Source organism: Enterobacter sp. RHBSTW-00975 (assembly GCF_013615235.1).
Taxonomy (GTDB): Bacteria; Pseudomonadota; Gammaproteobacteria; order Enterobacterales; family Enterobacteriaceae; genus Enterobacter; species Enterobacter ludwigii.
The window spans coordinates 4709328-4732272 of record NZ_CP055883.1; the positions used below are offsets into that span (position 1 = coordinate 4709328).

The following is a 22945-nucleotide window of genomic DNA, read 5'->3' on the forward strand; positions in this document are numbered from 1 at the left end:
TTTCAGCACCCATCCTCATCAAGTTTACCTACTCATTTGGGAGAGGCGCAACCGAGGCGGTGATACAGCCCTTTAACATGCCGGGGCAATAATGTGACTCGCGTCACACTTTATAATCAACACAGTGATAATACGTTCACTTTGTATTAACGCCATTGGAACAGGCGTACCGACATTGTGGTATTCTGATGATATCCCTCGTAGAACTGAGGGATTAACGCAAATTTTTCTCCTTTGCGGTCACCGTTCAACCGCGAAGTCAAAACTACATATGTAAGCAATGTCGAAACAAGGAGTGACCCATGCAGGTCAGCAGAAGGCAGTTCTTTAAGATCTGCGCTGGCGGTATGGCAGGCACCACGGCGGCGGCACTGGGTTTTGCACCCGGTGTAGCGCTGGCGGAGACGCGGCAATATAAACTGCTGCGCACCCGTGAAACCCGTAATACCTGTACGTACTGCTCTGTCGGTTGCGGGCTGTTGATGTATAGCCTCGGCGACGGTGCTAAAAACGCCAAAGCGTCTATCTTCCATATCGAAGGTGACCCGGACCATCCGGTCAACCGCGGTGCGCTGTGCCCGAAAGGTGCCGGCCTGGTTGACTTTATCCACTCCGAAAGCCGCCTGAAATTCCCTGAATATCGTGCGCCAGGTTCCGATAAATGGCAGCAAATCAGCTGGGAAGACGCATTTGACCGCATCGCTAAACTGATTAAAGAAGACCGCGATGCCAACTTTATTGCGAAGAACGCTGAAGGCGTCACCGTCAACCGCTGGCTCTCCACCGGGATGCTGTGTGCGTCTGCTTCCAGTAACGAAACCGGCTATTTAACCCAGAAATTTACGCGTGCACTCGGTATGCTCGCGGTCGACAACCAGGCGCGTGTCTGACACGGACCAACGGTAGCAAGTCTTGCTCCAACATTTGGTCGCGGTGCGATGACCAACCACTGGGTCGACATCAAGAACGCCAACCTTATTGTGGTGATGGGCGGTAACGCCGCTGAAGCGCACCCTGTCGGGTTCCGCTGGGCGATGGAAGCCAAAATCCACAACGGTGCGAAACTGATTGTGATCGATCCCCGCTTTACGCGTACTGCGTCAGTGGCGGATTTCTACACCCCTATTCGTTCAGGTACTGACATCACTTTCCTGTCAGGCGTATTGCTGTACCTGATGACCAACGAAAAATATAACCGCGAATACACCGAAGCCTATACCAACGCCAGCCTGATCGTGCGTGAGGATTACCACTTCGAAGATGGACTGTTCAGCGGTTATGACGCCGAAAAACGCAAATACGACAAGACCAGCTGGAACTATGAGCTGGACGAGAAAGGCTTTGCGAAGCGTGATACGACGCTGCAGCATCCGCGCTGCGTGTGGAACCTGCTGAAAGAGCACGTTTCCCGCTACACGCCGGACGTTGTCGAAAACATCTGTGGTACGCCGAAGGAAGACTTCCTGAAGGTGTGCGAGCTTATCGCCGAAACCAGCGCGAAAGACAAAACGGCGTCGTTCCTCTACGCGCTCGGCTGGACCCAACACTCTGTCGGCGCACAGAACATCCGTACCATGGCGATGGTTCAGCTGCTGCTCGGCAACATGGGGATGGCAGGCGGCGGCGTGAACGCCCTGCGTGGTCACTCCAACATTCAGGGTCTGACCGACCTTGGTCTGCTGTCTCAAAGCCTGCCAGGTTACATGAACCTGCCAAGCGAAAAACAGACCGACCTGCAAACCTACCTCACAGCCAGCACGCCTAAACCGCTGCTCGAAGGTCAGGTGAACTACTGGGGCAACTATCCGAAGTTCTTCGTCTCGATGATGAAAGCCTTCTTCGGTGACAAAGCGACAGCGGAAAACAGCTGGGGCTTTGACTGGCTGCCGAAGTGGGACAAAGGTTACGACGTTCTGCAGTACTTCGAGATGATGCATCAGGGCAAGGTGAATGGCTATCTGTGCCAGGGCTTTAACCCGGTCGCCTCATTCCCGAACAAGAACAAGGTGGTTGAATCGCTGTCGAAACTGAAGTTCCTGGTGACGATTGACCCACTCAACACCGAGACGTCGACCTTCTGGCAGAACCACGGTGAGTCGAATGATGTTGACCCATCGAAGATTCAGACTGAAGTGTTCCGTCTGCCTTCTACCTGCTTCGCGGAAGAGAACGGTTCCATCGTGAACTCTGGCCGCTGGCTGCAGTGGCACTGGAAAGGTGCGGACGCCCCTGGCATCGCCATGAACGACGGCGAGATCCTGGCCGGTATCTTCTTACGCCTGCGTAAGATGTATGCGGCAGAAGGCGGTGCGAACCCGGAACCGGTGCTGAACATGACCTGGAACTACTCGACGCCGGAAAACCCAGCGCCGGAAGAAGTGGCGATGGAGAGCAACGGTAAAGCGCTGGCAGATGTTATCGACCCGGCCACCGGGACGGTGCTGGCGAAGAAAGGCGATCAGCTCAGTACCTTCGCGCACCTGCGTGATGACGGCACGACCGCCAGTGGCTGCTGGATCTTTGCCGGTAGCTGGACGCCGAAAGGTAACCAGATGGCCAACCGCGATAATGCTGACCCGTCAGGCCTCGGCAATACGCTGGGCTGGGCCTGGGCATGGCCGCTGAACCGCCGCATTCTCTACAACCGTGCTTCCGCTGACCCGCAGGGTAATCCGTGGGATCCGAAGCGTCAGTTGCTGAAATGGGACGGCGCGAAATGGGGCGGTGTGGATATTCCGGACTACAGTACTGCCCCTCCAGGCAGCGATGTCGGACCGTTTATCATGCAGCCTGAAGGGATGGGACGCCTGTTTGCTATCGATAAGATGGCGGAAGGGCCATTCCCGGAACACTACGAGCCGTTTGAGACGCCGCTGGGCACCAACCCGCTGCACCCGAACGTGGTCTCTAACCCGGCAGCCCGCATCTTTAAAGGCGATTTCGACGCGCTGGGTAAAAAAGACAAGTTCCCGTATGTGGGCACCACTTACCGTCTGACCGAACACTTCCACTACTGGACCAAGCACGCGCTGCTTAACGCTATCGCGCAGCCGGAACAGTTTGTGGAGATCGGCGAGAAGCTGGCGAACAAGCTCGGCATTGCCCATGGCGATACCGTGAAGGTCTCTTCTAACCGTGGCTACATCAAGGCCAAGGCGGTGGTGACCAAGCGTATTCGCACGCTGAACGTTCACGGTCAGCAGGTGGATACCATCGGTATTCCGATTCACTGGGGTTATGAGGGCGTGGCGAAGAAAGGGTTCATTGCGAACACCCTGACGCCGTTCGTCGGTGATGCGAACACGCAGACGCCGGAGTTTAAGGCCTTCCTCGTGAACGTGGAAAAGGTGTAACGGAGACGACTTATGGCTTATCAATCTCAAGACATTATCCGTCGTTCCGCGACTAACGGTTTCACGCCCGCGCCTCAGGCGCGGGACCACCAGCAGGAAGTGGCGAAGCTTATCGACGTGACCACCTGTATCGGCTGTAAAGCCTGCCAGGTGGCCTGTTCTGAGTGGAACGACCTCCGTGATGAAGTGGGTCACAACGTCGGGGTGTACGACAACCCGGCTGACCTGACCGCCAAGTCCTGGACGGTGATGCGTTTCTCGGAAGTGGAACAGAACGACAAACTGGAATGGCTTATCCGCAAAGATGGCTGTATGCACTGTGCGGATCCGGGCTGCCTGAAGGCATGTCCGTCAGAAGGGGCTATCATTCAGTATGCTAACGGTATCGTCGACTTCCAGTCCGAGCAGTGCATTGGCTGCGGCTACTGCATAGCGGGCTGCCCGTTCGATGTCCCTCGCATGAACCCGGAAGACAACCGCGTCTACAAATGCACGCTGTGCGTAGACCGCGTAAACGTCGGCCAGGAGCCTGCGTGCGTGAAAACCTGTCCGACGGGCGCTATCCACTTTGGTTCCAAAGAGGATATGAAAACGCTGGCGGCTGAACGCGTGGGCGAACTGAAAACCCGTGGCTACGACAACGCAGGCCTGTACGATCCGGCCGGCGTGGGCGGCACGCACGTGATGTATGTGCTGCACCACGCAGACAAGCCGAATCTGTATCACGGCCTGCCGGAGAACCCGGAAATCAGCGCGACCGTGAAGTTCTGGAAAGGCATCTGGAAACCGCTGGCAGCGGTGGGTTTTGCTGCCACCTTCGCAGCGAGCATCTTCCACTATGTCGGTGTTGGTCCGAACCGCGCGGAAGAGGAAGACGACAACCTGCATGAAGAGAAAGACGAGGTGCGCAAATGAAAAAACGTGACACCATCGTGCGCTATACCGCGCCGGAACGCATTAACCACTGGGTCACCGCCTTCTGCTTCATGCTGGCGGCGATAAGCGGGCTGGGGTTCTTCTTCCCCTCCTTCAACTGGCTGATGCAGATCATGGGGACACCACAGCTGGCGCGTATACTGCACCCGTTTGTTGGCGTCATCATGTTCGCGTCGTTCATCATCATGTTTTTCCGATACTGGCACCATAACCTAATCAATCGGGATGATATCTTTTGGGCGAAGAATATTCGTAAGATCGTCGTCAACGAGGAAGTGGGTGATACCGGGCGTTATAACTTCGGCCAGAAGTGCGTATTCTGGGCGGCGATTATCTTCCTGGTCCTGTTGCTGGTGAGCGGCGTGATCATCTGGCGTCCGTATTTTGCGCCTGCTTTCTCAATCCCGGTGATCCGATTCGCGCTGATGCTGCATTCATTTGCCGCAGTGGCGTTAATTGTGGTTATCATGGTGCATATTTACGCCGCCCTTTGGGTGAAAGGCACCATTACCGCGATGGTGGAAGGCTGGGTAACCAGTACGTGGGCGAAGAAACATCACCCGCGCTGGTACCGAGAGGTCCGCCAGAAACAGGAAAAGTCATCTGAATGAGTATTCGCATAATCCCGCAAGATGAGCTGGGTTCGAGCGAGAAACGCACGGCGGATTATATTCCGCCGTTGTTATTCCCCAGACTCAAGAACCTCTATAACCGCCGCGCAGAGCGTCTGCGCGAGCTGGCTGAGAACAACCCACTGGGCGATTTTCTGCGTTTTGCCGCGCTGGTTGCCCATGCGCAGGAAGTGGTGCTGTACGACCACCCGCTGCAAATTGACCTGACCGCGCGCATCAAAGAGGCCAGCGAGCAGGGTAAGCCTCCGCTGGATATCCACGTTCTGCCGCGCGATAAGCACTGGCATACGCTGCTGCACTCCCTGATTGCCGAGCTGAAACCCGAGATGAGCGGTACCGCGCTGGCGGTCATTGAGAATCTGGAAAAAGCCTCCGATCAGGAGCTGGAAGAGATGGCGAGCGCGCTGTTTGCGTCCGATTTCTCCCTGGTCAGCAGCGACAAAGCGCCGTTCATCTGGGCGGCGTTGTCGCTTTACTGGGCGCAAATGGCCAGCCTGATCCCGGGTAAAGCCCGCGCCGAATACGGTGAAGCGCGTCAATTCTGCCCGGTATGCGGCTCAATGCCGGTGTCCAGCATGGTGCAGATCGGTACCACTCAGGGGCTGCGTTATCTGCACTGCAACCTGTGTGAAACCGAGTGGCACGTGGTGCGCATTAAATGCAGCAACTGCGAGCAGACGCGCGATCTCAACTACTGGTCGCTGGAAAATGAAGACGCGGCGGTCAAAGCTGAAAGCTGCGGCGACTGCGGTACCTACCTGAAGATCCTTTATCAGGAAAAAGACCCGAAAGTCGAAGCCGTCGCCGACGATCTCGCCTCGCTGATTCTGGACGCCAAAATGGAGCAAGAGGGCTTTGCCCGCAGCTCTATTAACCCGTTCCTGTTCCCGGGTGAAGGGGAGTAATCCCCACTCACAGTGCCGGGCAACGTTGGTTTGCCCGGCCTGTATCTGGTTGACTGAAACATCCTCGCCTTCCTCTCGCATATCTTCCAGCATCACTGTGCAGGCAAACTACACGTGCGTTATTCAGGACTAAAGCCAAATTTAACATTCATGTTTACTTTTGCGAGCCGCTTTCCAGAATCGTTTTCAGCCTCGTTTTCCCTGTTTCACTCGACAACAAACTGAGTTATAACACTGTATATTCATACAGATTAAAGGGACCCACATGGCACTCGAAAAAGGGATTGATACGCTGGTTCAGGCGTTCATCGCAGCAGGACGTCCTTCTGCGCGTAGCCAAAGTATTGATGACCGGAGAGCAGGCTATATTGCCAGCACGGCGCTTGCCGGTGAGACAGAAACGCGCGTTGACGTAGAGACGCAGAACCTCGAAGGCATCACATATCGCGTCTTCTCTCCGCCAGATACTGCTGAAAAGCTGCCGACCGTTATCTACTACCACGGGGGATGCTTTATCAGCGGCGGCTTCGATACTCACGATAATCAACTGCGCCAGTTAGCGTTTTATGGCAACTGCCGCGTCATTGCGATCCAGTACAGACTTGCTCCTGAACATACCTACCCTGCCGCCCATGATGATGCAGAAAGAGGCGCACATCTGGTCTGGCAATACGCGGATATGTTTGGCGTGGATAAAAACCGTATCACCCTGTGCGGGGACAGCGCGGGAGGCCATCTGGCACTGGTGACTGCCCTGCGGATCACGTCTTCCGGACTCTGGCAGCCGGCGCAGCTCATTCTTATCTACCCAATGCTGGATGCCACGGCCTATTTTGAAAGTTATACCCGTAACGGCGCGGATTACGTCATCACCCGCGATACGCTGCTGAGCGGATATGAGCTCTATCTGGCCAACACGGAACGCCAGCATCCTGAAGCGAGCCCGCTCTGGCGAAAGGATTTTAGCGGCCTGCCTCCCGTGCACATCATTACTGCCGAGTTTGATCCGCTTTGCGACGAAGGTGAAGCGCTATATCAGCGCCTGACTGAGCAAGGCGTCACGTGTACGGCTCAGCGGTGGCTGGGGGTTATCCATGGATTTTTCCAGCTTGGCGGGGTCAGCCCGTCTGCGCGCGATCTTCTGAGGGATATTGCCAGACGGATCGGCGCGGGGAATTAGCCCGGCAATCATGCCGGGACGCCGGAGCCTACTCTTCTTCGTTTCCACCCTCTTCAAACGCGCCAAACGGCTTCGCAGGAAGAACGATGTAGGTACCTTCAAAGACGGCACCCGGCGTTTCATCGCCGAACAGCTCAACGCGCATCTGTACGCGCGCTTTACGCCCGCGCGCCAGGCGGTCGAGATCGCCCCCAAGTGCGCCAAGATCGGCAACGGCGCTCGGCTTACCACTGATCGGCGCGCTGTAACGAATATGGGCATCGGCCAGAATAATGGTGCCGCCAAGATGGCGTTCGCGGAGCATCAGCCAGATTAGCCCCCAGCCGGTCAGCGTGGCGAGTGAAAACAGGCTGCCGGCAAACAGGGTGTGATGGGGGTTCTGATTGCCGATTTCCGGCATGGTGGTAATGAATTTTTGCCCGGTGTACTGCTGAATACGCACGCCCATTTTTTCACTCAGGGGAATGTGCTGATACCAGGCCTGCTGGAGCTGCCCACACCAGTCGGCGCGATGGAGAATATCATCCAGCGTAGCGATGGGTTTGATCATCAAAAAGTGACGAATCGGCGTGGTTTGCGGGGCGGTGATTTCCCCCTGGTTAACAAAACCGAGTTTGGCGAAGAATTCGACGGCGTCTTCGCGGGCGCTACAGGTGACGCGCTTAACCCCTTCCTGACGGGCGACGGACTCAAGGGTCATCGCCATCAAGGTGCCGAGGCCTTTATCCTGCACGGAAGGATGAACCGCCATAAAGCGGATTGAAGCTTCGTTATCGGCATTGATGTACAAACGCCCAACGGCGACGAGGTTACCCTCTTCGTCCATCACCATCTGGTGATGAGCCATCGCATCCCAGGCGTCGCGCTCAGACCCTTTTGGCTGATGTAATGGCTTGCGTAACATTTCCCAGCGGAACTGGTAATAGGCTTCTAACTCTTCTTCCGTTTGCGGTACTCGAAGGTGATACATAGCTGTACTCTCTCTTGTTACCCGCGGCCACGCCGCCAGTTGGCTCATACCTGGAGCCAGAATGTGACGGGGCCATCGTTCACCAGCGATACCTGCATATCTGCAGCGAATCGTCCGGTTTGCGTATTCATGTCCTGTTGACGACAACGCGCCACAAAGTACTCGTAAAGGGCTTCTGCACGATCCGGTGCGGCACCTTTAGAGAAACCCGGGCGCATGCCGCGCTCGGTATCGGCCGCCAGCGTAAACTGGGAGACCACCAGCACGCTGCCACCCGCCTGCTGAACGTTCAGGTTCATCTTACCTTCCGCATCGCTGAAAATGCGGTAGCCCAGCACGCGCTCGCACAAGCGGTTGGCTTTCTGTTCGTCATCATCCTTTTCGACACCTAACAACACTAAAAGTCCTGGGCCAATTTCACCCGTCACCTCTCCCTCCACGGTGACGCTGGCACGGGTTACGCGCTGTATCAATGCAATCATGGTTGGTCTGCTTCTTGTTGTTTTTCAGCTTCTGCTGCTTTTTTAAGTTCGCGGTATACGCCGAGAGTGACAGTTATTTCGGCACCAAGCAAGACGATACACCAGGTCCAGTAGACCCAGACAAATAAAATGGGGATCACCGCCAGCACGCCGTAAATCAGCTGATAAGACGGGAACATGGTGATGTAAAGGGCAAACCCTTTTTTGCCCAGTTCAAAGAGCAATGCCGCGACCAGCGCGCCCACGACCGCATCGCGGTTAGGCACGCGCGTGGTCGGTACCACGCTGTAAAGCAGCCAGAAAGAGAGCCACGATAAAATCAGCGGGAAGATACGCAACAGGTTATCGATAACGCCGTTGAGATCGCTGGCCCAGCGCAGCGAAAGCAGATACGAACTGATAGCCAGACTCGCACCGGCCAGCAAGGGCCCCAGCGTTAAGATCATCCAGTACACCGCAAAGGAATAAACCTTGGGCCGCGCCTTTTTACTCCGCCAGATGGCATTCAGCGCGTTATCTATGGCGTACATCAATAACAGCGCCGTGACGATCAGGCCACACGCCCCAACCGCCGTCATTTTGCTGGAGTTAGCGACAAACTGTTCAATGTAGTTCTGTATGACGTCCCCGGTGGCGGGAATAAAATTCGCAAAGACAAAGTGGCGAAGCTGCAGGCTGACATCTGCAAACATTGGAAAAGCGGAAAATAGCGCAAAAATGACGGCCACCAGCGGCACAAGCGAGAGCAGTGACACGTAGGCGAGGTTACCCGCCAGCGTGGTCATGTTGTCCTCATCAATGCGATGCCAGAGCAGTTTCAGCCACGCCCTGAGCGGACGAGTATGATGCGTGGCTTTTTGATGAACGGTTTTTAGCATAACTGCTTCGCAAAATAGTTTGGTATCGTCTCCTTTCCGGTCACCAGAATTGACGTGATACCCAACTGGTTAGCTCCCTCTATATTATCGGCATTGTCGTCGAAAAAGACCGCATCGGCCGCGGTGAATCCTTCCGCCTGCAGAACCGCCTGATAGATACGCGCTTCGGGTTTACGCATCCCCATCTCCTGGGAGAGGTAGATTTTATCGGCCGCCGCCTGCACCTCAGGATACTCGTCAGGCCAGAACGTGGTATGCAGACGGTTAGTATTCGACAGCACCACAACCCGATGCCCCTGCTCGCGGAGTTTATGCATAATGGCGATCACGTCCGGGCGGATCGCGACGAACACTGCCTGCCAGCCATGGGAAAACTGCTCGTAACTTAACGGCACATCCATTTCATGACACAGACGTTCAGCAAATTCTTCATCGCTAATTTCGCCGCGCTCGTGCTGATGGAAGGTCTCGCCCATGGCGAAACTCTGCTTTAACGTCGCCAGCGGGACACGGCTAAAGTCGCTCCATGCGCCCAGCACCCGATTAAAATCGATATCGACGATTACATTTCCTAAGTCAAAGATATAAAGCATTTTTTATCTCCTGCTCGCCGTGGAAAAGTAACTGTAGCGGGAAAGATAAGGTTTGGCTATGCGCCAGATTCAGCTTACAGAAAGGAAAGGCCCGAGCCTGAATATCGGGCCATTAAGAAGGGTTAGCCTGCCTGCTGTTCGTCGCCTGAATTCACCTCAACGACTTCTACCTTGCTGGATTTGAGATGATTGTGCAGCGCAGATCCCGGTAGCTCATCGGTGAAGAGCGCGGTTGCCTGCGACACGTTACCAATTTCAACGGCAGCAGAGGCGTGGTATTTCGTATGATCGGCCGCCAGTAAAATATGTCGCGCGTGGGCCATCATGGTTTTCACCACGCTGGCTTCATTAACGTCAAACTCCATCATCGCGCCGTCGTGTTCAATTGCTCCGACGCTGGTCACCAGGTAATCGGCACGGAAGCCTGACACGAACGCCGTCGCCGCAGGCCCGATAATGCCTCCGTTATGCGGACGCAGCGTACCGCCGGGCACCATCACTTCAAAGCGCGGGTTCTTATACAGAATATGCGCCACCCGCAGGCTGTTGGTGATGATGCGCAGATGATTATGGTTGAGCAGCGCCCGAGCAACGTGCTCCACCGTCGTCCCGATAGTAATGAAGATGGTTGAACCATCGGGAATGTAGTCGGCAATCGCTTCGGCAATGGCCCGCTTCTCTTCGGTCAAGGAGACTTCACGTTGCTCAAATGCGGTGTTCACCACGCTGGATGCCCTGCCCGCGCCGCCATGATGACGCGTGATCAGCCCCTGCTCACTCAGCTTGCGGATATCCCGGCGCACGGTTTGCGTTGAGACGTCCAGCAGTTGCGCCAGTTCATCAATGTTCATATAGCCGCGGTCAGCAATCAACGTAAGCAGTTGATCGTGCCGCGGGTTGCCGGTCAGTTCGGTAAGGCTCATGGGCTGTCCTCTGAAAACCATCACGCCCCGCATTTTATACAAAAAGTGACAAAAAAGAGCGGGTTTGATCACAGTCAGGTATACCCGCCCGTCCGCCGGGCCGGGTACATTTCAGTGCCGCAACCGCGCTCGCGAAACGTACCGCGTCTGGTGACGCCCCCTGCTGCGCCAGACTCACCGCCAGCGCGCCGTGAAAGACATCTCCTGCACCTGTGGTATCCACCACGTCGACCGCAAATCCCGGCTGATGACGAAGCGCGCCCTGCTCCAGCCAGTAACACCCTTCACGCCCTTGCGTGACGTAGACATGTCCATTTGTGAGCGTTTGTGCTTTTCTCAGCGCGTTTTCCGTATCGTCCAGCTGGCTTAAACGCCGCAAACCCGGCGCGGAGAAGGCCGCGTGATCGCTTAAGGCGACCAGTTCAGCAATGTCCTGCGGGGTGACATCGGCATCAAGCAGCGTGCTGACGCCCTGCTGGCGGGCAAGGGTGAACGCCTGTTTAGCCCCTTCGTGCCAGCGCACGTCGGCTAATACGATATCCCATTGCGAAAAATCGATATCCTGCAACCATGCCGCTGTAGTCGGGAGATCGGGGCTGGGGTAGTTAGCAATAACACGCTCCCCGTGGCCATCCACCAGCACGGCCGATTGCGATGAACGGGCTCCTTTCACCATCCGCGTATAGCGCGTGTTTACCCCCAGGGACTCCAGCTCCGCGAGCAGTCTTCTGCCGGTATCGTCATCACCCACCCGGCCAATAAAGTCCACCTCAGCCCCCAGTTTCGCTGCCGCCACCGCCGCAGTCGCCGCAGGACCGCCGCCCACCTCCGTATAGTCTTTTGCGACATATTTGCCACCTTCTTTCGGTAAATCATCGAGATACCAGATGCGATCCAGCACGGTAATGCCGACACAAACGATGCGAGTCATGGTGATTCCTTCTGCGTTTTCTGATGCTCTCATTTTAATTTCACGAAATGTTTAAAAAGTGACCCCTGTCAATTTTTTGACTATAAATTACAAATACGATCAAAAACAGACAACACAAACGCTCAATAATTGACACGATGTGACAGGAGAGAAGCATGTCAGCAATTGCCTTTATCGGGTTAGGACAGATGGGTGCGCCTATGGCAACGAATCTGCTTAAACAGGGCCACCAGCTTCACGTTTTTGATGTAAACCCACAGGCGATACAGGCCCTGGTGGCGCGTGGAGCCCTGGCTGCAGCCACGCCTGCACAGGCAGTAAAGGAGGCCGAATTTGTCATCACCATGCTGCCAAACGGAGACCTGGTTCGCACAGTCTTGTTTGGTGAGCAGGGCGTCTGCGAAGGGTTATCCCGCGAAGCGCTGGTCATTGATATGTCCACCATTCACCCGCTACAGACCGATGCCCTGATCCACGACATGGCTGAACGTGGTTTCAGCATGATGGATGTGCCTGTCGGACGCACATCGGACCATGCCGTCGCCGGAACATTACTCCTTCTGGCTGGCGGCACCGCGCAGCAGGTTGAACGAGCCACGCCGGTGTTGATGGCGATGGGCAATGAACTGATAAACGCAGGTGGGCCAGGCATGGGTATCCGCGTGAAGCTTATTAACAACTACATGAGCATTGCCCTGAACGCGCTGTCCGCTGAAGCCGCCGTGCTGTGTGAAGCCCTCGGCCTCTCTTTCGATGTGGCGCTCAGCGTCATGAGCGGTACGCCAGCAGGCAAAGGCCACTTCACCACCTCATGGCCTAACAAGGTGCTCAAAGGCGATCTTACACCGGCCTTTATGATCGACCTCGCGCATAAAGATCTGGGGATCGCGCTGGACGTGGCAAACCAGCTCCACGTCCCGATGCCGCTGGGCGCCGCCTCCCGTGAAGTCTACAACCAGGCGCGGGCCGCCGGACGCGGGCGCGAAGACTGGACAGCCATTCTTGAACAGGTTCGCGCATCCGCCGGGCTGAAAAAAACACACTGATACGAAAGGACTGAGGAATGACGATGTACACCCTGAAAGATATCACCCGACCTTCCGGCGGTTTTGCAATGCTGGCCGTTGACCAGCGCGAAGCGATGCGCCTGATGTTTGCTGCGGCGGGCGCTCCGGTGCCGGTCACCGATCGGCATCTCACCGACTTTAAGGTCAACGCGGCCAAAATTCTGTCGCCGTATGCCTCCGCCATTCTTGTCGATCAGCAGTTTTGCTACCAGCAGATCGTTGAGCAACAGGCCGTTGCCAAAAGCTGCGCGATGATTGTGGCAGCAGACGAATTTATTCCGGGTAACGGGATCCCCGTTGACAGCGTCGTCATCGATAAAAACGTTGATGCTCAGGCGGTCAGGCGCGATGGCGGCAAAGCACTGAAGCTACTGGTGCTGTGGCGTAGCGACGAAGATCCACAGCAGCGTCTGGAGATGGTGAAGGCGTTCAATCAGCTGTGCCATAACAATGGACTACTTAGCATTATTGAGCCGGTAGTCCGCCCGCCGCGTCGCGGCGCGACGTTTAATCGTGAACAGGCCATTATCGACGCGGCAAAAGAGCTGGGAGACAGCGGAGCTGACCTCTACAAAGTGGAGATGCCCCTGTTCGGCAAAGGCAGTCAGCAGGAATTGCTGACTGCCTCGCAAAAACTGAACGAGAACATCGCCATGCCGTGGGTGATCCTCTCATCCGGCGTGGACGATAAGTTGTTCCCAAGGGCGGTGAGCGTTGCCATGCAGGCGGGCGCATCCGGCTTTTTAGCCGGCCGCGCCGTCTGGTCATCAGTGATTGGCCTGCCGGACACGGAACTGATGCTCCGTGATATTTCTGTGCCGAAACTGCAGCGTTTGGGTGAGATCGTCGACGAAATGATGGCTCGCCGTTAAGAAAGGACCCGAACATGAAATGGTTTAACACCCTAAGCCATAACCGCTGGCTTGAACAAGAGACTGACCGCATTCTCGATTTCGGTAAAAACGCCGCCGTGCCGACCGGTTTTGGCTGGCTGGGCAATAACGGTCAGGTGCGCAGCGATATGGGCACGCATCTGTGGATCACCGCCCGTATGCTGCACGTTTATGCCGTGGCGGCAAACATGGGACGTCCCGGCGCATATGCCCTGGTGGAGCATGGCATCAACGCCCTGAATGGTCCGCTGCGTGACCCGCAATATGGCGGCTGGTACGCCTGTATTAACGATGAAGGCGTTATGGATGCCTCCAAGCAGGGCTATCAGCACTTCTTTGTTTTGCTGGGCGCAGCCAGCGCCGTCACCACCGGCCATCCACAGGCTCGCAAGTTACTGGACGATGCCATTGAGGTGATTGAGCGTTATTTCTGGAGCGAACAGGAACAGATGTGCCTGGAATCCTGGGATGAGGCCTTCAGCAAAACCGAAGAGTACCGTGGCGGCAACGCCAATATGCACGCTGTCGAAGCCTTCCTGATTGTGTATGACGTGACGCATGACCGTAAATGGCTCGACCGCGCCCTGCGCATTGCCTCGGTGATCATTCACGACGTGGCACGCAAGGGCGAGTACCGGGTTAATGAGCATTTCGATACACAGTGGAACCCCATCCGCGATTACAACATTGATAACCCCGCTCACCGTTTTCGCGCCTACGGCGGTACGCCAGGCCACTGGATCGAGTGGGGCCGCCTGATGCTGCACCTGCGCGCTGCGCTGGAAGCGCGTTTTGAAACACCCCCCGCATGGCTGCTGGAAGATGCAAAAGGCTTGTTCCACGCCACAATCCGCGACGCCTGGGCACCCGATGGTGCCGACGGTTTTGTCTATTCCGTTGGCTGGGACGGTAAACCCATCGTTCGCGAGCGCGTGCGCTGGCCGATTGTCGAAGCGATGGGAACGGCCTATGCGCTCTATACCGTCACCGGCGAGGCGCAGTACGAAGCCTGGTATCAGAAATGGTGGGATTACTGCATCAAATACCTGATCGACTACGAGAACGGTTCATGGTGGCAGGAGCTGGATATCCATAACGAAGTGACCACCAAAGTCTGGGACGGCAAGCAGGATATTTATCATCTGCTGCATTGCCTGGTGATCCCTCGCTTACCGCTGGCGCCAGGGTTAGCCCCGGCCGTTGCCGCCGGATTACTGGATAGCCAGGCCAAATAATAAAAACGGAGATCTTATGCGTACCCTACACAATATTATTCTTAAAAGCAGTGAACATGGTTTCACCCTGAGCTGGCAGGATCGTCTGATTCTGTCCCACACCGCCGACACCCCATGCCTGTGGATCGGCGCAGGTGAAGCCGATATCGAGATGTTTCGCGGCAACTTCAGCATCAAAGACAAACTCAACGAAAAAATTGCCCTGACCGAGGCCACCGTCGCGCCGCAAAATGCGGGCTGGGCGATTCGCTTTACCCGGGGTGACGCCGTCAGCGCCACGCTACTGGTGGGTGTGGATGCCGAAGGACGCCTGGAGCTGAAACTCAAAAATGATGCCACCTGCCATAACCGCATCTGGCTGCGGCTGGCGGCCCAGCCCGAGGATCATATCTATGGTTGCGGAGAGCAGTTCTCCTACTTCGACCTGCGCGGCAAGCCGTTCCCGTTGTGGACCAGCGAGCAGGGCGTGGGCCGTAATAAGCACACCTACGTCACCTGGCAGGCAGACTGCAAAGAGAACGCGGGCGGCGATTACTACTGGACCTTCTTCCCGCAACCCACCTTTGTGAGTACCCAGAAGTACTACTGCCACGTGGATAACAGCTGTTATATGAATTTCGACTTCAGCGCGCCGGCGTTCCATGAGCTGGCCTTCTGGGAAGATAACGCCACGCTGCGCTTCGAATGTGCGCAAACGTATGTCGATCTGCTGGAAAAACTGACCGGGTTACTGGGCCGCCAGCCCGAACTGCCGGACTGGGTTTACGACGGGGTAACGCTGGGCGTTCAGGGCGGCACCGACGTGTGCCAGCAAAAGCTCGACACCATGCGCAACGGCGGTGTGAAGGTGAACGGTATCTGGGCGCAGGACTGGTCCGGCATCCGGATGACCTCCTTTGGCAAACGCGTGATGTGGAACTGGAAGTGGAACAGCGATCTGTATCCGCAGCTGGATACACGTATCCCGCAGTGGAAGCAGGAAGGCGTGCAGTTCCTCTCCTATATCAACCCTTACGTGGCGAGCGACAGAGACCTCTGTGAAGAGGCGGCGAAACGCGGTTATCTGACCAAAAACGCCGACGGTCAGGACTATCACGTCGAGTTCGGCGAGTTCTATGCGGGCGTTATCGACCTGACGAATCCGGAAGCCTACGACTGGTACAAAGAGATCATCAAAAAGAACCTGATAGAACTGGGCTGTGGCGGCTGGATGGCTGATTTTGGTGAATATTTGCCGACTGATACCTTCCTGCACAACGGCGTGAGCGCGGAAATCATGCACAACGCCTGGCCTGCGCTATGGGCGAAATGTAACTACGAGGCGCTGGAAGAGACCGGCAAGCTCGGCGAGATCCTGTTCTTTATGCGCGCGGGTTATACCGGCAGCCAGAAACACTCGGTGATGATGTGGGCCGGCGATCAGAACGTCGACTGGAGCCTGGACGACGGTCTGGCGTCAGTGGTTCCTGCGGCACTCTCACTGGCAATGACCGGGCACGGGCTGCATCACAGCGACATCGGCGGTTATACCACGCTGTTTGAGATGAAACGCAGCAAAGAGCTGCTGCTGCGCTGGTGCGACTTCAGCGCCTTCACACCGATGATGCGTACCCACGAGGGCAACCGCCCTGGCGATAACTGGCAGTTTGATGGCGACGGCGAAACCATCGCCCACTTTGCGCGTATGACGACCGTCTTCACTACCCTGAAGCCCTACATCAAAGCCGCCGTTGCGCAGAACGCGAAAAGCGGCCTGCCGGTGATGCGCCCGCTGTTCCTGCATTACGAAAACGATGCGCGCAGCTACACGCTGAAATACCAGTATCTGTTTGGCCGCGATCTGCTGGTGGCACCGGTCCATGAAGAAGGCCGTCGTGACTGGACGCTCTATTTGCCTGAGGACACCTGAGTGAATGCCTGGACGGGTGAAACGCATGAGGGCGGTGACATCACCGTTGACGCTCCGCTCGGCAAACCGCCGGTGTTTTATCGTCAGCAAAGCGAATGGGCAGACCTGTTTAGCACCTTACGTCATATCTGATAAGGCTCGCCCGCAGGGAAACCTGCGGGCAGATGGAGAACAATAATGCGTCAACACGCTTCCGATCCGGCAACGCTACGCCTGCCGTTTAAAGAGAAACTCGCCTACGGGATGGGCGATCTCGGCTCTAACATCCTTCTGGATATCGGCACGTTGTATCTGCTGAAGTTCTACACCGACGTTCTTGGCCTGCCTGGTACCTACGGCGGGATCATCTTCCTGATTGCCAAGTTCTTCACCGCCTTCACCGATATGGGCACGGGTATCATGCTCGATTCCCGACGCAAGATCGGTCCTAAGGGCAAATTCCGCCCGTTCGTGCTGTATGCGGCGTTCCCGGTGACGTTACTGGCCATCGCAAACTTTGTCGGCACGCCGTTTGAAATCACCGGCAAAACGGTGATGGCGACCGTGCTGTTCATGCTTTACGGCCTGTTCTTCAGCATGATGAACTGCTCCTACGGTGCGATGGTGCCGGCCATTACCAAAAACCCGGACGAGCGCGCTTCGCTGGCCGCCTGGCGTCAGGGCGGCGCCACGCTTGGCCTGCTGCTCTGTACCGTCGGGTTTGTGCCGGTAATGAACCTGATTGAAGGCAATGACCAGCTTGGGTATATCTTTGCCGCGACCCTCTTCTCGCTGTTCGGGCTGTTCTTTATGTGGTGGTGCTATAAAGGCGTGACCGAGCGTTACGTTGAGATGCAGCCCGCCAATCCAGCCCAGAAGCCCGGCCTGCTGCAGTCGTTTCGCGCCATCGCCGGTAACCGACCGTTGTTTATTCTCTGCATCGCCAACCTGTGCACGCTGGGGGCCTTTAACGTCAAGCTCGCCATTCAGGTTTATTACACGCAGTACGTGCTGAACGACTCTATTCTGTTGTCCTACATGGGCTTTTTCAGCATGGGCTGCATTTTTATCGGCGTCTTTATGATGCCCGGCGCGGTGCGTCGCTTCGGCAAGAAAAAGGTCTATATCAGCGGGCTGCTGATTTGGGTGGCAGGCGACCTGCTCAACTACTTCTTTGGCGGTGGTTCGGTGAGCTTTGTGGCGTTCTCCTGTCTGGCCTTCTTCGGCTCAGCCTTCGTGAACAGCCTCAACTGGGCGCTGGTGTCCGATACCGTGGAGTACGGCGAGTGGCGTACCGGCGTGCGATCCGAAGGGACGGTCTATACCGGCTTTACCTTCTTCCGGAAGGTCTCACAGGCGCTGGCCGGCTTCTTCCCCGGCATCATGCTCACGCAAATCGGCTATGTGCCAAACGTGGTGCAATCCGCCGGAACGGTTGAAGGGCTGCGGCAGCTGATATTTATCTACCCCAGTCTGCTGGCCATCATCACCATCGTGGCGATGGGCTGTTTCTACAACCTCAACGAGAAGATGTATGTGCGCATCGTGGAAGAAATTGAACTGCGCAAACGTACAGCATAACTGACTTGAGAGAGCGCCCTGCGGGGCGCTGTGAGGATCGACCATGACACACAAGAGTGATCCGTTAACCCTGAAGCTGAGCCTGCGCGAAAAGTGCGCCTACGGGATGGGCGATTTTGGCTCTAACCTGATGCTCTGTATTGGCACGCTGTATCTGCTGAAGTTTTATACTGATGAACTGGGCATGCCCGCTTTTTATGGCGGCATTATTTTCCTGGTGGCGAAGTTCTTTACCGCATTCACCGACATGCTGACCGGTGTGTTGCTGGATTCGCGGCGTAACATCGGTGCCAGAGGCAAATTCAGGCCGTTTATTCTTTATGCCTCGGTGCCGGTTGCCCTGGTGGCCACGGCGCAGTTTGTGGCCACCGATTTTAGCCTGACGGTGAAAACCGCTATCGCCACCCTGCTCTTCATGATGTTTGGCCTCTGTTATAGCCTGATGAACTGCTCTTACGGCGCGATGGTTCCCGCCATCACTAAAAATCCGAACGAGCGGGCGCAGCTTGCGGCCTGGCGCCAGGGCGGCGCAACGGTTGGGTTATTGCTCTGCACCGTAGGGTTTATGCCAATCCAGGCGCTGTTTGTCAGCCAGCCCTCCCTCGGCTATCTGGTGGCCGCACTGGTGTTCGTCACCGGCGGTCTGTTCTGCATGTGGTGGTGCTACAGCGGTGTGAAAGAGCGCTATGTGGAGGTCACGCCCGATCATCATAAGCCTGGCATCCTGAAATCCTTCTGTGCCATTTTCCGCAACCCGCCGTTGCTGGTGTTGTGTATCGCCAACCTCTGCACCCTCGCCGCGTTTAATATCAAACTGGCGATTCAGGTCTACTACACCCAGTACGTGCTAAACGATCTGCATCTGCTGTCGTGGATGGGTTTTTTCAGTATGGGCTGCATTCTGGTTGGAGTGTTTCTGGTGCCTGGCGCGGTTAAGCGCTTCGGCAAGAAGCCGGTCTACCTTGGCGGGCTGACGCTGTGGGCCGTGGGCGACGTGATGAACTTCCTCTGGGGAACCAGCTCCCTGCTCTTTGTGCTCTTTTCCTGCATGGCCTTTTTCGGTACGGCATTCGTAAACAGCCTCAACTGGGCGCTGGTGCCCGATACCGTGGATTATGGCGAGTGGAAAACAGGCATTCGCGCCGAAGGATCGGTTTATACCGGTTATACCTTCTCGCGCAAAATCTCCGCCGCCCTCGCCGGTTTCCTGCCGGGCATTATGTTGACGCAGATTGGCTACATTCCACACGCCGTGCAGAGTGCGGGCACGCTACTGGGGCTCCGTCAGCTAATTTTTCTCTGGCCGTGCGGCCTGGCGATCGTTGCCGCGATAACCATGGGACTCTTTTATAAACTCAACGAAGCACGCTTCGCCTTTATTATTGAGGAGATTGGAAAACGGAAAAAACAACCCGCAAAACCCCCTGAGTTAACCACCAACAATAAAGCGTCAGCAGTCACTTTATAACAATAAATCCGGCCCTGATTCCCTTCCTGTGTAACAGGAGGGGGGCCTTTCTGTACCTCATACATGGACTGATTATGAAAAGAATCGTTACTGCACTGGTTGTGTCGTCTGTGTCCTGCTCGGCAGTTGCCGGCGCCTATGTCGAAACGCGCGAAGCCTATAATACGGCCTCTGAACTGCACGAAGTGATCCTGCGTGCTGGCTATAACTTCGATAAGGGCGCGGGGCTGATGTTCACTAACGCCTATAACGTGGGCAAATGGGACGAGCTTAAGCACAGCTATAACGAAATTGAAGGGTGGTATCCGCTTTTTAAACCGACCGATAAACTCACCTTTCAGCCTGGCGGTTTACTGAATGACAGCAGCGCCGGGTCCGGAGGTGCTATCTATCTGGATACCAATTATAAATTTCTCGACTGGTTTAACCTGACCTTCCGCTATCGCTATAACCACAACAATTACGATACGTCGGACTACAATGGCCAGATGGATAAAAACGACACCCACGAATTCGCTAACTACTGGAATTTCAAGGTCACGGATGCGTTTTTCTATACCTTTGAACCGCATTTTTTCCAGCGCGTGAACGATTACCACAGCAAAAATGGCAAAGACCATCACTGGGAAATCACCCACAAATTTAGCTATAAAATCGATAAAAACTGGCTGCCCTATCTTGAGCTTCAGTGGCTGGACAGATGGAATGATTACAACCGCGAGCAGTACCGTATCCGCCTGGGGTTAAGGTATTCGTTCTGATAATAAAAAAAGCCGCTGATCGCTCAGCGGCTTTTTACGTGCCGGGTGGCGCATGCGCTTACCCGGCCTACGGATTGACCGTATTACTCTTCTTTCGCACCGCGCATTGCACGTTTACGATCGTTCTCGGTCAGGTGACGTTTACGGATACGGATAGACAGTGGGGTCACTTCTACCAGTTCGTCGTCATCGATGAACTCCAGAGCTTGCTCCAGGGTCATCTTGATCGGTGGAACCAGAACCGTTGCTTCGTCAGTACCGGACGCACGCATGTTGGTCAGTTTCTTACCGGTCAGGCAGTTTACAGTCAGGTCGTTAGAACGACTGTGAATACCGATGATCTGGCCTTCATAAACTTCAGCACCGTGACCCAGGAACAGCTTACCGCGATCCTGCAGACCGAACAGCGCAAACGCAACTGCTTTACCCTGACCGTTGGAGATCAGAACGCCGTTGTTACGCTGGCCAACTTCACCCGGACGAACGTCGTCGTAGTGGCTGAAGGTGGAGTACAGCAGACCGGTACCGGACGTCATGGTCATGAACTCTGAACGGAAACCGATCAGACCACGGCTTGGGATCACGTAGTCGAGACGTACGCGGCCTTTGCCATCTGGATTCATGTTTTTCAGGTCGCCTTTACGCTCACCCAGAGCCTGCATAACAGAACCCTGATGCTGCTCTTCAACGTCCAGCGTTACGTTCTCGAACGGCTCTTGTTTACGGCCGTCGATTTCGCGGAAGATAACTTTCGGACGGGAAACCGCCATTTCGAAACCTTCACGACGCATGTTTTCGATCAGAACAGACAGGTGCAGCTCACCACGACCAGAAACGCGGAATGCGTCAGCATCCTGAGTTTCTTCAACGCGCAGCGCAACGTTGTGCACCAGCTCTTTGTTCAGGCGGTCAAGGATCTGACGAGAGGTAACGAATTTACCTTCTTTGCCACAGAACGGAGAGGTGTTGACGTTGAAGAACATGGTTACCGTTGGTTCATCAACGGACAGGGCTGGCAGCGCTTCCACATTCTGCGGGTCGCAGATGGTGTCAGAGATGTTCAGCTCGCCCAGACCGGTAATCGCGATGATGTCGCCCGCTTCAGCCAGTTCGCTGTCGATACGCTCCAGACCCAGGTGAGTCAGCACTTTGCCCACTTTACCGTTACGGGTTTTGCCTTCGCTATCGATGATAGTAACCTGCTGGTTCGGCTTCACTTTACCGCGTTTGATGCGGCCGATACCGATAACGCCAACGTAGTTGTTGTAGTCCAGCTGGGAGATCTGCATCTGCAGCGGACCATCAAGATCAACATCCGGAGCCGGTACGTGATCGACAATCGCCTGATACAGCGGAGTCATGTCTTCCGCCATATTTTCGTGATCCAGACCCGCGATACCATTCAGCGCCGAAGCGTAAATGATAGGGAAGTCCAGCTGCTCGTCGGTCGCGTCGAGGTTAACGAACAGGTCGAACACCTGATCAACAACCCAGTCAGGACGCGCGCCCGGACGGTCAACCTTGTTGATAACAACAATAGGTTTCAGGCCATGGGCAAATGCTTTTTTGGTCACGAAGCGCGTTTGCGGCATTGGGCCGTCAAATGCGTCAACCACCAGCAGCACGGAATCCACCATGGACATCACGCGCTCAACTTCACCACCGAAGTCGGCGTGCCCTGGGGTATCAACGATGTTGATACGGTAGTCATTCCATTTGATAGCGGTGTTTTTCGCGAGGATAGTAATCCCACGCTCTTTCTCCAAATCGTTGGAGTCCATCACACGCTCTTGAGTTTCGGCACGAGCATCAAACGTACCGGACTGCTGCAGCAGCTTATCAACCAGGGTGGTTTTACCATGGTCGACGTGCGCGATGATGGCGATGTTACGCAAATTTTCGATCACAACTTTGCCTCAGGCATTAGAAATAGCGCGTTATTGTACACGGATTAATCGCACTACAAAACAGGATCACAAACATCCCCCGCAAACAAGTATTGCAGAGATGCTTTGTGATCGCTTTCACGGAGCGTAAAAAGGGCACTTTAACGAAAATTGCACCAATATGGTGCTCAGTGTTCACACTGAAGCACTATACTGGTGCAACATAACCATTGTGGTGCAGCACTTTTGCACTATGGTGCGCATGATAACGCCTTTTTGGTGTGTTTTAAAAGTTGGCACAGATTTCGCTTTATAAAAATACGGCAAAAAAATGGCACACAGCCAGCCCAAGACAGAAATTGAAGACCTCGTTACCACGACGA

Annotated in this window: 18 protein-coding genes and 1 pseudogene; 12 read left to right on the forward strand and 7 right to left on the reverse strand. The window is 55.4% G+C overall.

What is annotated here, in order from left to right; all coding sequences use genetic code 11:
* The first annotated feature begins 302 nt into the window (after window positions 1–302).
* From fdnG to HV340_RS22815, 5 genes are all read left to right on the forward strand, one after another.
* Complete coding sequence (gene fdnG, locus HV340_RS22795) at window positions 303–3353, forward strand: formate dehydrogenase-N subunit alpha (RefSeq protein ID WP_088202997.1); 3051 nt, start codon at window positions 303–305, stop codon at window positions 3351–3353.
* 12 nt (window positions 3354–3365) lie between these two features.
* A complete protein-coding gene (fdxH, locus tag HV340_RS22800; RefSeq protein WP_014172231.1) occupies window positions 3366–4268 on the forward strand; it encodes a formate dehydrogenase subunit beta in 903 nt (300 codons plus the stop codon).
* Complete coding sequence (fdoI, locus tag HV340_RS22805; protein ID WP_014172232.1) at window positions 4265–4900, forward strand: formate dehydrogenase cytochrome b556 subunit; 636 nt, start codon at window positions 4265–4267, stop codon at window positions 4898–4900. The genes fdxH and fdoI overlap by 4 nt, the downstream gene beginning before the upstream one ends.
* Window positions 4897–5826, forward strand: coding sequence for a formate dehydrogenase accessory protein FdhE (fdhE, locus tag HV340_RS22810; RefSeq protein WP_014172233.1), 930 nt, complete (start codon window positions 4897–4899; stop codon window positions 5824–5826). Before fdoI ends, fdhE begins: the two co-directional genes overlap by 4 nt.
* Before the next feature lie 265 nt (window positions 5827–6091).
* Window positions 6092–7006: an alpha/beta hydrolase gene (locus tag HV340_RS22815; RefSeq protein ID WP_047356011.1), complete on the forward strand. Its 915-nt coding sequence runs from the start codon at window positions 6092–6094 to the stop codon at window positions 7004–7006.
* Between the two features lie 28 nt (window positions 7007–7034).
* Here HV340_RS22815 and fabY read toward each other — a convergent pair whose 3' ends face one another.
* From fabY to HV340_RS22845, 6 genes are all read right to left on the reverse strand, one after another.
* The gene (fabY, locus tag HV340_RS22820; protein ID WP_020883976.1) at window positions 7035–7976 is read right to left on the reverse strand and encodes a fatty acid biosynthesis protein FabY; all 942 of its coding nucleotides are present in this window, start codon (window positions 7974–7976) and stop codon (window positions 7035–7037) included.
* Between the two features lie 44 nt (window positions 7977–8020).
* Entirely contained in the window at window positions 8021–8458 is a 438-nt protein-coding gene (dtd, locus tag HV340_RS22825) for a D-aminoacyl-tRNA deacylase (RefSeq protein ID WP_020883977.1), read from the reverse strand.
* Window positions 8455–9336 (reverse strand): virulence factor BrkB family protein, encoded by an 882-nt coding sequence (locus HV340_RS22830; RefSeq protein WP_014172237.1) that lies wholly within the window; start codon window positions 9334–9336, stop codon window positions 8455–8457. The genes dtd and HV340_RS22830 overlap by 4 nt, the downstream gene beginning before the upstream one ends.
* Window positions 9330–9929, reverse strand: coding sequence for a glucose-1-phosphatase (gene yihX / locus HV340_RS22835; protein WP_014172238.1), 600 nt, complete (start codon window positions 9927–9929; stop codon window positions 9330–9332). The genes HV340_RS22830 and yihX overlap by 7 nt, the downstream gene beginning before the upstream one ends.
* 122 nt (window positions 9930–10051) lie before the next feature.
* Window positions 10052–10852, reverse strand: coding sequence for a DeoR/GlpR family DNA-binding transcription regulator (locus tag HV340_RS22840; protein ID WP_032679260.1), 801 nt, complete (start codon window positions 10850–10852; stop codon window positions 10052–10054).
* Between the two features lie 34 nt (window positions 10853–10886).
* Entirely contained in the window at window positions 10887–11783 is an 897-nt protein-coding gene (locus HV340_RS22845; protein WP_044867216.1) for a sugar kinase, read from the reverse strand.
* 155 nt (window positions 11784–11938) lie between these two features.
* Between HV340_RS22845 and yihU the strand changes: the two genes are divergently transcribed.
* From yihU to ompL, 7 genes and pseudogenes are all read left to right on the forward strand, one after another.
* Window positions 11939–12829: a sulfolactaldehyde 3-reductase gene (yihU, locus tag HV340_RS22850; protein WP_040018305.1), complete on the forward strand. Its 891-nt coding sequence runs from the start codon at window positions 11939–11941 to the stop codon at window positions 12827–12829.
* A gap of 17 nt (window positions 12830–12846) precedes the next feature.
* Complete coding sequence (gene yihT, locus HV340_RS22855; protein WP_014172242.1) at window positions 12847–13722, forward strand: sulfofructosephosphate aldolase; 876 nt, start codon at window positions 12847–12849, stop codon at window positions 13720–13722.
* A gap of 14 nt (window positions 13723–13736) precedes the next feature.
* Complete coding sequence (yihS, locus tag HV340_RS22860) at window positions 13737–14978, forward strand: sulfoquinovose isomerase (RefSeq protein WP_014172243.1); 1242 nt, start codon at window positions 13737–13739, stop codon at window positions 14976–14978.
* Window positions 14979–14994: 16 nt separating this feature from the next.
* Window positions 14995–17019 (forward strand): annotated as a pseudogene (locus HV340_RS22865) (alpha-glucosidase).
* Window positions 17020–17064: 45 nt separating this feature from the next.
* Window positions 17065–18447 (forward strand): MFS transporter, encoded by a 1383-nt coding sequence (locus HV340_RS22870; RefSeq protein WP_063925925.1) that lies wholly within the window; start codon window positions 17065–17067, stop codon window positions 18445–18447.
* A 43-nt stretch (window positions 18448–18490) separates the two neighbouring features.
* The gene (locus tag HV340_RS22875) at window positions 18491–19915 is read left to right on the forward strand and encodes an MFS transporter (RefSeq protein ID WP_020883983.1); all 1425 of its coding nucleotides are present in this window, start codon (window positions 18491–18493) and stop codon (window positions 19913–19915) included.
* A gap of 74 nt (window positions 19916–19989) precedes the next feature.
* Entirely contained in the window at window positions 19990–20676 is a 687-nt protein-coding gene (ompL, locus tag HV340_RS22880; RefSeq protein ID WP_063925926.1) for a porin OmpL, read from the forward strand.
* An 83-nt stretch (window positions 20677–20759) separates the two neighbouring features.
* On the opposite strand, the gene typA is transcribed toward ompL, so the two are convergent.
* A complete protein-coding gene (gene typA / locus HV340_RS22885; RefSeq protein ID WP_014172248.1) occupies window positions 20760–22583 on the reverse strand; it encodes a ribosome-dependent GTPase TypA in 1824 nt (607 codons plus the stop codon).
* Window positions 22584–22945: the final 362 nt, after the last annotated feature.